This window comes from Desulfitobacterium hafniense DCB-2, from assembly GCF_000021925.1.
Lineage (GTDB): Bacteria > Bacillota > Desulfitobacteriia > Desulfitobacteriales > Desulfitobacteriaceae > Desulfitobacterium > Desulfitobacterium hafniense.
In genome coordinates this window covers 2692671-2704770 of record NC_011830.1, presented here as the reverse complement: position 1 = coordinate 2704770, position 12100 = coordinate 2692671, and the positions used below count along the sequence as shown (strand labels likewise).

Genomic DNA, 12100 nt, shown 5'->3' with positions numbered 1-12100 from the left:
AAAAAAAGAGTTTTCTAACCAAGGAGGAGTCAAGAAAGTGTTGAAGGATAAAAAAATTATGCCCGGAGTGACTGCTGTTATAATACTTATTGTCATAGCAGCAATAAGTATTAGTTTTATATCGGGCCCAAAAGAAGGTGAATATAAGATACCGATTGAACCCACTATTGCCGAATGGTCATCCGATCAGAATATGGGAGCGCATCTGCCCATCCTCGACTATGCTTCCGATAATATCGTAATTTTTCATAGCTATTTCGGACTGTTTGTCTATAATCTTGATTCACAAAAGCTTATACGCAGCCTAAACTTACAGTCGATCGGCTGTGCGGACGATTCCTGTGTTGTCTCCGTTAGCAAAGACGAAAATACAGTACAGCTCCATCCTGGTGACAGTGAAAGCATGTACGTCTATACAATTTCAAAGAATAACCTGGTGAAAGCAGCTTATAAGCCGATGGAAGAACCGTTTGATGGATTGGTCTCAATCCTGGATGTGATGGATTTTGATAAAATCGGCAATTACAGTCACAATGCCGTTATATTCAATAATGGTGAGTTTGGCTGTTTGCGTGCATCTGAATGGACAGTGAGTTCTCTAACTTATGTTCGTGGAGATAGGGTTCACGAATTGTTTAAACAAAAATAAATGAATCTATATTGCAGAGATGCCGGCGAAGGAAAGAGTGCTAAAGACAGGAGAGAAGCAGGTGTGTAAGGGGTGTGACACACCTGCTTCTCTTCGCTGGCTATTCTTCCATGATATCGACCATCTTGTTGACATAGCGGTTGAGAAACTGAGTAATAGATTTAAAAACACCTTATTGCCTTAATTTTTAATGGAGATGCCTCAAGTGACAATATGATCCTCACCATAGACCATATATTTCATAGTGGTCAGCGCTTGCAGCCCCATAGGTCCCCGAGCATGAAGCTTCTGGGTGCTGATGCCGATCTCGGCCCCAAAGCCGAAACGCCCGCCGTCGGTGAAACGAGTGGAAGCATTAACGTAAACAGCCGCGGCATCCACCTCATTTAAGAATCGCTGAGCTGTGGTGTAGTTCTCGGTGATAATCGTCTCTGAATGCTTGGTTCCATACTGATAAATATGGTCCATGGCTTCATCCACACCTTGAACCACCTTGGCACTGATGATCAGATCCAGATGCTCTATTCCCCAATCCTCTTCCTTGGCTTTGGCAGCGTAAGGCAGGATGGCACAGGTCTTTTCACATCCCCTTATTTCCACCCCATAATCCCGGAATTTTTCTCCCAGCAGAGGCAGAAATTCCTGAGCTACCGCCTCATTCACCAAGACAGCCTCCAGAGCATTGCATACGCCGGGTTTTTGGGTTTTGGCATTGAAGACAATGCTGACCCCTTTAGCCAGATCGGCTTCCCCATCGACATAAGCATGGCATACTCCGGTACCGGTCTCAATGACGGGAACAGTGGCTTCCTTGACTACAGTCTCAATAAGCCCTGCCCCCCCTCTGGGGATGATGACATCCACATAGCCGTTCATTTTCATGAGCTGCTGAACCCATTGCCGATTCGTATTCTCCAGGAGTTGAATGCAGGCTGTGGGCATGCCCTGGCTTTCCGCTGCCCCAGCGATCACCTTGCTCAGAATCTTATTGCTCTCAATAGCTTCGGAGCCTCCCCGGAGAATGACCGCATTGCCGGACTTCAGGCAGAGAGCCGCCGCATCCACTGTCACATTGGGGCGGGCTTCATAGATCATAGCCACCACACCTAAGGGGACCCGGGTACGCTGAATGCGCAAACCATTGGGACGGGTCCAGAACTCCCCTTCCCCTACCGGATCGCCTAAATTCACCACTTCTTTAAGGGCATCACTCATTTGGCGAATTCCTTCAGAGGTCAAAGCCAGGCGATTGACCAAGGATTTTTTGGTTCCCTTTTGAATAGCTGCCTCTACATCTTTCCGATTGGCCTCCAAAATTTTTTGTTCATGATTCAGCAGAGCCTCCGCCATCGCCAGAAGAGCCTTGTTCTTAGCGGCGGTGCCGGCATAAGCCAGCTTGCGGGCGGCATCTTTGGCTTTTTGGCCGATTGTGATCAGTTCCGGTGCAAAATCCATCCTCATCGACTCCTTTCAATCTGAATTCAGTTACCCAACCCCAGCAGTTTTTCCATCCCCTGCCGGTATATCCTCGGCAGGTACAAAGAAAACTGAAAAACGGGACCTGTCCCCTTGATTCATTCGATCATCAAGGTCATATTATCGCGATGAACGACCTCTTCACCCTCTAGATTGGGGATGGTGGCCAACATCTCTTCCGAGTGCTTGCCACGGACTTTCTCTAACTCTTCACTGCTCAGCTCCACTAAGCCGCGAGCCACCTCAATTCCGTCCGGGTTATTGATGCGTACCAGTTCTTTTCGTTCCCAGACACCGTCGATGCCGGTAATGCCTGAAGCCAGCAGGCTTTTTCCTTTGAGTAAAGCCTTTACGGCCCCCTCATCAATAAAGATGCTTCCCTCGGATAGGCCGCCATAGGCGATCCAGCGTTTCTTGCCCATAATGCGGTGGGCAGCCGGGAAAAAGTAGGTGCCTAAAGGCCGCTCCCCTTGAATCAGTTCAATGATTTCTTCCATGCGCTTGGAGTGCAGGAGGAACATCCCCATACCAAAACGGGTGGTGATCTCCGCTGCCTTTAGTTTGGTCACCATCCCGCCTGTACCCATGGAGCTGCCCGCACCTCCGGCGATGTGCATAACTTGGGTCAAATCCTCCACTTCCTCAATGAGCTCTGCCTGAGGATTGAGTTTGGGATTGGCAGAATAGAGTCCGTCCACATCCGTGAGAATCACCAGCAAGTCTCCATGAACCAAACCCGCCACCAGGGCGGAAAGGCGGTCATTATCCCCGAAACACAGCTCTTCCACCGCCACAGTATCATTTTCATTGATAATCGGAATCACCTGATAACGCAGCAGCTGCTCTAAGGTGTTTTGAGCATTGCGATAACGGGAGGCCTCAGCTAAGTCAAGGCGGGACAGCAGGACCTGAGCGCAGACCAAGCCCCGTGCCTCCAAAGCAAGGGCGTATTTCTCAATCAAAACGCCCTGACCTACAGCGGCAACTGCCTGTTTGCCGGCCATATCCTTAGGCTTGGTTTTTAGACCCAGCTTCCCCACCCCGGCAGCCACTGCACCCGAGCTGACCAGGACACATTCTACACCAAGCTGGCGGATCCCGGCAATGACCCCGGCAATCCTCTGAATAGCTTGATCATCAAGACCGCCTTCAGGATGGTTTAAACTGCTGCTCCCTACCTTGATCACGATTCTACGCAGGTCACTCACCCCAAATACTCCCTTTCCATTGCTTGTGCACGATGCTTGCAGGCTTTAGCGGCCTGGGCCACAAGCTCTTCTAACCCCTGCTCCCGGAAGACCTCCAAAGCCTCCTGGGTGGTTCCTTTGGGCGAGGTTACGGCCACCCTCAATTCACCGGGGGATTTCCCGCTCTGAGCCAGCATCTTAGCTGCTCCCATTAAGGTTTCTTTGGCCAGGTTCTCGGCTACCTCCTGGCTGAAGCCCATATCAACCCCTGCCTTGACCAAAGCCTCAGTAAAAAGATAAAAATAAGCCGGCCCGCTTCCGCTCATGGCGATGAGGGGATTAATCTGTTCCTCAGTTATCCAGATATATTTCCCAACTGCCCCAAAAATATCTTCCACATCCCTCTGCTTCGCTTCATTGACACCCTGACCTTTGACCAAGCCGGTCATGGAATGCAAGACGGCGCTTGAGGTATTGGGCATAGCCCGAATAATGGGACAATGAGGCAAATGTTTTTCCAGCAAGGCCAGGGGAATTCCTGCCGCCACGCTGATCAGGAGCTGGTTTGAGCTTATACCCTCCCTGATTTGGGCCAACGCTTCCCCAACATCCTTGGGTTTCACTGCTAAAAGGATGATCTCCGAATCCTTGACCGCTTCCCTAAAAGAGACGGGAATGACCCCATAGTCCTCTTTCATTTGGGCCAGCTTAGCCTGGTTAGAGCGATTGGTCACCCGAATTTCGTAGCTTCCCGTCACCATCAGCCCTTTGATAATGGCCTCAGCCATGTTTCCTGCCCCGATAAAACTGATCTTTTTCATTCGAACCGCCCTCGCTTTCTATGTAAAAAAAGACCCTTTCATCCCTTTGCCAAGGACGAAAGAAGTCTTCCGCGGTACCACCTTTATTGCCATACGCCACTTAAACCCGATAACGGCGGGAACCGTTTGATTCATCATCAAAGCCTCACGATTGGGTTCAGCCACCACATTTCAGGAAGTCGCACCAAACCTTCCCTCTCTTGCCAAATGAGTAACCTACTGGATCGTTCCTCGGCAGTATACCTCATTAAATTAGATCTATTGTAGCATAACACCTTGTTATAATCCAGTACTCTGTACCACCTAATTCTAATTCCTCATATTCCTCACATTTCCGACGGTTAACTTCCCGTGACTGCATTGTCGTAATTTCCATTTAATTTGACTGGCTTAAGTGTGCTGAGGTATGCTATTTCTATAGTTCTTAAAACACTTGGAGGAATCCATAACATGCCTTTTCCTATTATTAACGAACTGGAGATACGCACCCTGGCCTCCAGCAAAAAAGCCTACGAGTTGGGAGTGGCCTATGCCCTTAAGGGCAGGGTAAGCCAATTGTCTCACGATGGGGAAAGAAACCTGATTTCTGCCGTCGTCATGGGCACCTGGCTTTACGAGGTTGAGATTATCCTGAGCAGAAATGGTTCAATTCATTCCTGTCATTGCACTTGTCCGGCCTTTGCCGAATATCCCGGAGCCTGTAAACATGTGATAGCCGCCCTGAAAGCCGTACAAAGAAAGCTGACCGGTTCTCAGCCAAGATTGGCTGTTGTCAAAGAATCCGTAGCTGATTTTATGGCCTTATTTGCGAACCCCGACCCCAAATCTGTTCGCGAAACTTTAAATCTTGAGTTTGAACTCCAAATAGAAATCCATCGTCGGGTCCACGCTCAGCTGCAAATCAAGGTAGGGCAAAACCGTCTTTATATTGTGAAGAATTTAGAAGAGTTCCTAGCCGCTATCCAAGGGGGACACCTACTGACATTCGGCAAACAATTCACCTATGATCCCTTCCTGCACACCTTCAGTGATGAGGATCAAACCATTATCCACATGCTTCAGGAAATGTCAAAGCAATATGAAGCCTTCAATGAGCAGCGGAGCTTCCACTACGCATCCCCCTTCAGCCAAAAACCTTTCGTTTTGACTGAATATTACTTAGGCAAATTCTTTGATGCTTTAGGCGCTAAACACTTCTCTTTAGCCCTCACCTCCTCAAGAGGCGGGTTACCTGAACTTTCCCCCTCCCTCCAGATCATACGCCAGGATATCCCCTTGGATTTTGCCATCCAGTCTAAAGAGCAGTACCTGACTCTGGCTTTGCAAAGCAAGCTTCCCCTGCAGCTTACCGAGGATGGACGCTATTATCTTTATGATCAGAATATCTACCAGGTCTCATCTGAACAACAGTCCTTCCTGCCTAACCTCATTAAAGTTATGTCGGGAAAAAACCTCCAAACTCTCACCTTTCCGGACCATCAGAAAGATTTTTTTGCTTCTGAAGCGATACCCCTTATTGAACAGATGGGTTCTGTTGCCATTGACCCCCAACTGGCCGAAAAATTCGTACGGGAAGAGCTGCAGGCCAGGATTTATTTTGATAGGATGGGTGACTACGGCATCCGAGCCCGCCTGGAATTTCATTACGGGGATCATATAATCAATCCCTTCACCTCTCAGACAGGGGCTAATCGCCAGGAGGCGGCTGACGCGCAAATTCTTATCCGCAATATCGAGAGAGAAAGAAAAATACTGGGGATCTTTGAGCAAGCAGAATTTATCGTTTCCCAAGGGGTAATAAGTTTGGAAGATGATGAAAAGCTCTTTGCTTTCATCACCACCTGGCTTCCCCAGCTCCAAGATTGTGCGGAAACTTTCTATTCGGATGACTTCAAACTTACCATTCGCACTTCCACCAGCTTTTCCGGCCGGGTGCGTTTGGATGAATCCTCAGACCTGCTGGAGATATCCTTTCAATATAGTGATATCGACCGGGATGAGCTGACCCATATCTTTCATTCTTTGCAGGTGAAGCGGAACTATTACCGGCTGCGGGACGGCTCCTTTCTCGACCTGAGGCAGCCTGAACTGGAATCTATGGCCATGTTTCTTGAGCATTTAAACCTCAGGGGGGAGGATTTGAACGAACAGACCCTAAGGCTTCCCAAGTTCAGAGCCATGTATATCGACAGCTTTTTGCGTCAAGCCAATTTACCTGGAATTCAGCGCAATAAAGCCTTTAAACAATTAGTCCAAAGCATTCTTGAGCCCCAGGACGGGGAATATGATCCGCCGCCATCCCTTATGAGTGTACTGCGGGATTACCAGAAGACGGGATTCCGGTGGCTTAAAACCCTGGCTGCTTATGGTCTGGGCGGCATTCTGGCCGATGATATGGGACTGGGAAAAACCTTGCAGACCCTGGCCTTTATCTTGTCCGAAAAGCTTTCCTCCCCTGCTCTGGTGGTTGCCCCCACTTCTCTCATCTATAACTGGCAGGCGGAAGGGGAAAAATTCGCGCCGGGCTTGCATATCCTGGTGGTCGATGGCTCACCCCAAGAACGCCAGGAGCAATTAAAGGGCCTCGATCAAGCTGATTTAGTCGTCACCTCCTATGCTCTGCTCAGACGGGATATCGAGACCTTTGCCCAGGTTGACTTTTCCTACTGCTTCCTGGATGAAGCTCAGAATATCAAGAATCCCCAGACCTTGAACGCCAAATCTGTTCAGAGAATTAAAGCGAAGAGTTATTTTGCCCTGACCGGCACGCCCATAGAAAATTCTCTTGCCGAACTTTGGTCCCTCTTTAATTTTTGTCTGCCGGGCTATCTGCTCTCTCACCAGGAATTTCAGAAAAAGTACTCCACGCCGATCATTAAAGACGGCGATCCCCTGGCCCTTAGGGAATTAAGCCGGCATATCAAGCCTTTTATCCTGCGCAGGCTTAAAAAAGACGTTCTGAAAGAACTGCCCCCGAAGATCGAGACGGAAATCAAAGCCGCCTTAACCGAGGAGCAGCGCAAAATCTATCTGGCCTATCTTCAGCAGACCAAAAGCCAGATTGCTCAAGAACTTGCCACTCATGGTTTTGCCAAAAGCCAGATCCAAATTCTCGCTGCCTTAACCAGACTAAGGCAGATCTGTTCCCATCCGGGAATGTTCATCGACAATTATACGGGGGAAAGCGGAAAAATGCTCCTCTTCCAGGAACTCTTAGAGGATAGTTTAGCCGGCGGCCACCGGGTGCTGGTTTTTTCCCAGTTTACCTCCATGCTGGATATCATCGGGGAGTATCTCCACTCTGAAAACATCGACTATTTTTATCTCAGTGGGTCCACAAAAGCTCTTGAACGTTCACGTATGGCCGCTTCGTTCAATAACGGCGAGGGTCAGGTTTTCCTGATCTCCTTAAAAGCCGGTGGAACGGGGTTAAATCTGACCGGTGCCGACACCGTAATTCATTTCGACCCCTGGTGGAATCCGGCTGTTGAAGATCAGGCTACAGACCGGGCCCATCGCATTGGACAGCAGAATTCTGTCCAAGTGATTAAGCTCCTCACCCAAGGGACCATTGAAGAAAAAGTCAACGCCCTGCAAGCTAAAAAGAAAAAGCTCATTGATTCCGTCATCCAACCCGGTGAAACTATGCTCTCGAAATTGACGGAGAAGGAATTGCGAGAGCTTTTCGAGTTAAACTAAATAAGTGAAGCCAAAGAAAGGAGGCTGTGCCGAGATTGAATTTAGTTCAAGCCAACATCACGTCCGGCGGATACCTAAAGAAGGACCTCATCCTCAAGGATATTTCCTTTGAGGTAAAGCCCGGTGAGCTTGTCGGATTAATTGGGCCTAACGGTGCGGGAAAAAGCACGATCCTCAAGGCGATTATGGGACAGCTTCCTTATCTGGAGGGAAAGGTTGAATTTGAGAATGCCCACACCCATTATGCCTATATTCCGGAACAACCGGTCCTCTATGATAATCTCACCTTGTGGGAGCATTTAGAGTTCGCCGCAGCCGTGGGAAAAATGAGCCAGGAAACCTTTGTGCCCAGAGTTGAAGAATTGCTGAAGCTCTTCCGCCTCCATAAGGAGAAACACCAACTCCCTGTCACCTTTTCCAAAGGAATGCAGCAAAAAGTCATGCTCATCCTCGGCTTTTTGCTGCGCCCTCCTTTATATATTGTAGATGAGCCTTTCATTGGCTTGGATCCCCACGGCATGCGGGACTTTCTCCAGCTCGTGGACCAAGTGCGTCAGGATGGAGCGGGTATCCTGATGTCCACCCACTCCCTGGATACGGCGGAAAAGATCTGCACTTCTTTCATCCTTATTCATGAAGGAACCATCATCAGTCAGGGAAATCTGGAGGATATACGCCGGCAGAGCCGCTTGCCGGAAGGCTCTCTCTTCGACTGCTTTATCAACCTCCTGGAGATACAGCCATGAACAATGTCCACCGTCTTTTCCGGCATCGCCTTTTTGCCGACTGGAAATTTCAATATTCTATTTGGAAGCTGGTGGTGGATTGGATCGTAGCCCTCTATATCGTCATCCCCGGCTTAGCTCTTTTCCTGGATACCTATGTGGACTGGTGGCAGGAACCCCCTTCTCTCTTTTTCGCTTTGCCTTTGACCATCCTTTTGCCCATTGCTGTGGTGTTTTGCCGGTCAGGCACCTTACGAATCTTTGTGGAAGAAGCAGATCAGCTCTTCCTCTTTCAGCACCGTTCCTGGCTCAAGGGGCTCGTGGCCTACAGCATCGCTTTTCAGATCTTAGCCAATCTCCTCATCACCGGTTTGCTGGCTTTTCTCTGTGCACCTTTTCTGCTGGCTGTCCATCATGTCGATCTGGCCGGTTTCTTTTGGTTCTTTCTCCTCCTCTTGATTTGCCGCATCAATGCTGGTCTCTTCAAGCAATGCCTTCAGCATCGCTGGGAAGGCTGGCGCTACATTCTGGCCCAGATCCCCTTGCTCGGGTTTTATACGGCTCTCTTTTGGGCAGCCCTTGCTTCTATAGGCAACCGGCCCCTTTATTTTCTGCTCACCTTCCTTCTCCTTCTGCTGCTGATCCTGCTGATCTTTTACAGGCTGTCTCTGCCAGCCACCTTACTTAAAGATATTTCCCTGGCTCAAACCGAAAAAATGAAATTTGCCAATGTGTTCTTGAAATACATGGGGACCTATACCAAAAAGCCAATACGCTTAAAAAAGCATCCCTGGCTGTTTAAAAACTCCGGCCGGCTCTTTAAAGAACGAAGTGCTGATAAAGTCCTAACCGAAATTGGCCTCAAGGGATTTTTGCGCCACCGTTCCAATATGCTCTTTTATCTGCAAGTCGTGGGTATCTATGGAGCTTTTCTCACCATCTTGCCTTCTCTATGGCAATGGATCCTCTGGGGTGGGGCCATCTTCTTTTTGGCCTCCCTGGGAAAACTACAGTGGCTTGAGTGGATCAACTCTCCCTTCGTCTCCTTATTTGTCCTGGACCGGAAAATAAAGCAAAAAGCCGCCGGCCGGTTCCTCTTTTTCTTCATTTGTCCCGGGCTTATCTTTTTGGGGTTGGCGGTCACCTTCTTGACACAACAATGGTTTTTAGGGCTGGTGTTGCTGCCCGTTGGGATTTTCCTCAGCAAAATTACTGCGGATAGCCTGACGTTCTTTCAAAGCAACTAGACATTCAAGGCTCCATCTATAGTACAAAAGGCATTGCTCTATCTTGATAATAGCCCTCTTGGGCTTCGATAATATTCTGGAGATCCAGCCGTCCTAGGTCACTGGATCTTTTTCTTTTCTCTTTTCAGCCTTTCTTAAAGTCTTTACCTTTACTTTAATTCTTTAATTGAACATCGAATTTCTTTCTTCTTTAATTGACTTTGACTTACTATAATGCAATATATATTTGACATTAAGATTATTTTACTATACTATATGTATTAAAGGGGGAGTGACTATTGAAGAATCTTCGCTTAAAAGCGGCACGTGCCGGCTTGGATATGTCCCAGGAACAATTGGCCATAGCCGTGGGGGTAACGCGCCAGACCATCGGCATGATTGAAGCAGGTAAATTCAACCCATCTTTGCAGTTATGCATAGCCATTTGTAAAGCGCTTGGCAAAACCTTAAATGACCTTTTTTGGGAGGATGATAAAAATGAAAGATGAACGAATCCAACAAGCCCAGAATAAAGTTCGCAGTGAACTGGCTGTGATCACCTATCTGGCCATAGTCTTATCTTTTCTTGTCAAAACCTTAGCCTTTGACATGAGTCTTGCTGAATGCCTCACGGAATATCTGATCCTGATCCTCTTTCCCCTTTATCAGTTTATCCGTATGCATACCATGAAGATCAGCCTCTATAGCTCTCCCGGCAGTAAGCAATATCGTCATAATCTCTTGTTCGTTGCTGCAATCTTGCTGATTACAGCCGCTTTGTCTGTTTTCAGCATGTTAAACCGCTCCACTATCGTCGATTTTCATAAGCCAGTCCTTTTCCTGGTTTTGTTTATGGTCCTGTTCGTTGTTGTTTACTTTATTGCCAACGGATACAATCGGCACAAAGCCCATAAGTATGAAGCAGAGTTTGATGAGAAAGATTAACGCTGAGCACCTCCTGGTCTGTGCATACCACTGTCACAGACTGGGAGGTGCTTCTTTGTTCCCCCATGATAAGGTGACTATTGACTAGAATCCCTAAAATTTGCTACCTTTATAGGAGTGCTAAACAGAAGGAGCAATCGAGATGAATAAGAATGATGTAGCAAGTATCCGCAAAGAATTTAAAGTGGATAATACGAAACTAAAGATCGCCGAAGTCGTGAGCATTTATGTCAAAGGGGATTTAAAGCAGGTCATCGGCATCGAAAAAGAGTATTTCGAAAGAATGGATGCCCAAAAGCAGGATCTCTATCTTAAGAATTTTAAGAAACTCCTCACCGGGCCTCTTGATGCTAAAGTTTTTGAGCTGGAATTTACCGATAACAAATTGGGGCAAAATCCCAACCAAAGGGCGCTCATCGAAACCTTACAACCCCATCATTTCGCTGAGGGAACTGAAGAAATCGCTCATAGAATTATTGAAAACTGCCATTATGAAGGGGATTATATGCTGACCTTTTTACGGGGTGAGGTCTATAAGCCCTCGAAAAGAAGCTCTGCCGGGGATGATTCAGGGCTGGATGACGTGGTGTTTTCCTTTGAATTTTTCATGGGGAGTATTAATCCCGTCATGCTTCCCAAGACCGCTCTTAAATTCGATTTTGAGGACAGGGTGTTCAAAGCCGATATCCCCATGGATGTAACCATCAATCTATCGGCTCCTTTGGATGGGTTTATGTTCCCGGCCTGGCATGATGATGCGGCGGATGTGAATAAAGTGGTTTATTATTCCAGCAAAGCCAATGCCCCCAACCCGGAGTTTCTCTCCCAAGTGTTGGGATGCGATTTTCAGAGGACGGCACAAACGGAAAAGGAGCAATTCCTGGAGATCGTTCAGGAAGTGGCGGGAAAAGAAATCGAAGCGGAGAAGATCGCTGATATCTATGAAAATCTCAACACCCTGATCACCAGGAATGAAGAAGAGGAAAACCCTGAAGCAGCCAGTGTTGGGGTAAAGGATATGGAAAAAATTCTTCAGGCCAGCGGGGTGGGCAACACCCAGGGACTGGAAACCGCTTTCCTGAAGGTTACGGGTACGGAGAAATACGAATTTAAGGCGGCCAATATCGCACCTAACTTTAAGGGAAAATCCCTGAAAATCGAGAACAACACCGTGAGTATTTCTGTAAACCCTCAGGATTTACGCTATATCAAACAGGTCAAGCGGGACGGCAAACGGTATTTGCTGATTGAAATTGATGAGACCGTCAATCTTGAGGGCTTTGAATTAAGCACCGAAACATTTTAAACTGAAAATTTGCTTTATGTAAATTATAAACCGGCCAAAATCTAAGGAGTTGTCAGGCAACAACAT

Annotated in this window: 10 protein-coding genes and 1 other annotated feature; of the genes, 7 read left to right on the top strand and 3 right to left on the bottom strand. The window is 47.7% G+C overall.

What is annotated here, in order from left to right:
- Positions 1-37 precede the first annotated feature (37 nt).
- Positions 38-649 carry a hypothetical protein gene (locus DHAF_RS12415; protein ID WP_015944066.1) on the top strand — a complete coding sequence of 204 codons (612 nt, stop codon included), beginning with the start codon at positions 38-40 and terminating at the stop codon, positions 647-649.
- A 201-nt stretch (positions 650-850) separates the two neighbouring features.
- Here the strand turns inward: DHAF_RS12415 and DHAF_RS12410 are convergent, their stop codons facing one another.
- From DHAF_RS12410 to proC, 3 genes are all read right to left on the bottom strand, one after another.
- Positions 851-2104 (bottom strand): glutamate-5-semialdehyde dehydrogenase, encoded by a 1254-nt coding sequence (locus DHAF_RS12410; RefSeq protein ID WP_015944065.1) that lies wholly within the window; start codon positions 2102-2104, stop codon positions 851-853.
- Between the two features lie 119 nt (positions 2105-2223).
- Positions 2224-3333, bottom strand: a complete 1110-nt coding sequence (gene proB, locus DHAF_RS12405; RefSeq protein ID WP_005816693.1) for a glutamate 5-kinase — start codon at positions 3331-3333, stop codon at positions 2224-2226.
- Complete coding sequence (gene proC / locus DHAF_RS12400) at positions 3330-4133, bottom strand: pyrroline-5-carboxylate reductase (RefSeq protein WP_015944064.1); 804 nt, start codon at positions 4131-4133, stop codon at positions 3330-3332. The genes proB and proC overlap by 4 nt, the downstream gene beginning before the upstream one ends.
- Before the next feature lie 48 nt (positions 4134-4181).
- Positions 4182-4374: a binding site (T-box leader), on the bottom strand.
- 209 nt (positions 4375-4583) lie between these two features.
- On the opposite strand from proC, the gene DHAF_RS12395 reads away from it, so the two are divergent.
- From DHAF_RS12395 to DHAF_RS12370, 6 genes are all read left to right on the top strand, one after another.
- Complete coding sequence (locus DHAF_RS12395) at positions 4584-7832, top strand: DEAD/DEAH box helicase (RefSeq protein ID WP_015944063.1); 3249 nt, start codon at positions 4584-4586, stop codon at positions 7830-7832.
- A 26-nt stretch (positions 7833-7858) separates the two neighbouring features.
- Positions 7859-8578 carry an ABC transporter ATP-binding protein gene (locus DHAF_RS12390; protein ID WP_018307285.1) on the top strand — a complete coding sequence of 240 codons (720 nt, stop codon included), beginning with the start codon at positions 7859-7861 and terminating at the stop codon, positions 8576-8578.
- Complete coding sequence (locus DHAF_RS12385; protein WP_005816703.1) at positions 8575-9804, top strand: ABC transporter permease; 1230 nt, start codon at positions 8575-8577, stop codon at positions 9802-9804. Before DHAF_RS12390 ends, DHAF_RS12385 begins: the two co-directional genes overlap by 4 nt.
- 278 nt (positions 9805-10082) lie before the next feature.
- Positions 10083-10292 carry a helix-turn-helix transcriptional regulator gene (locus DHAF_RS12380; protein ID WP_005816704.1) on the top strand — a complete coding sequence of 70 codons (210 nt, stop codon included), beginning with the start codon at positions 10083-10085 and terminating at the stop codon, positions 10290-10292.
- The gene (locus DHAF_RS12375; protein WP_005816706.1) at positions 10282-10728 is read left to right on the top strand and encodes a DUF6773 family protein; all 447 of its coding nucleotides are present in this window, start codon (positions 10282-10284) and stop codon (positions 10726-10728) included. The genes DHAF_RS12380 and DHAF_RS12375 overlap by 11 nt, the downstream gene beginning before the upstream one ends.
- A 142-nt stretch (positions 10729-10870) precedes the next feature.
- Entirely contained in the window at positions 10871-12034 is a 1164-nt protein-coding gene (locus DHAF_RS12370) for a DUF4317 domain-containing protein (protein WP_005816708.1), read from the top strand.
- Positions 12035-12100 lie beyond the last annotated feature (66 nt).

Bases quoted from the DNA above. Each gene is read 5' to 3' on its own strand.
- DHAF_RS12375 (WP_005816706.1), top strand. From the start codon at position 10,282: ATGAAAGATGAACGAATCCAACAAGCCCAGAATAAAGTTCGCAGTGAA.
- DHAF_RS12370 (WP_005816708.1), top strand. From the start codon at position 10,871: ATGAATAAGAATGATGTAGCAAGTATCCGCAAAGAATTTAAAGTGGAT.
- DHAF_RS12395 (WP_015944063.1), top strand. From the start codon at position 4,584: ATGCCTTTTCCTATTATTAACGAACTGGAGATACGCACCCTGGCCTCC.
- DHAF_RS12410 (WP_015944065.1), bottom strand. From the start codon at position 2,104: ATGGATTTTGCACCGGAACTGATCACAATCGGCCAAAAAGCCAAAGAT.
- proC (WP_015944064.1), bottom strand. From the start codon at position 4,133: ATGAAAAAGATCAGTTTTATCGGGGCAGGAAACATGGCTGAGGCCATT.
- DHAF_RS12385 (WP_005816703.1), top strand. From the start codon at position 8,575: ATGAACAATGTCCACCGTCTTTTCCGGCATCGCCTTTTTGCCGACTGG.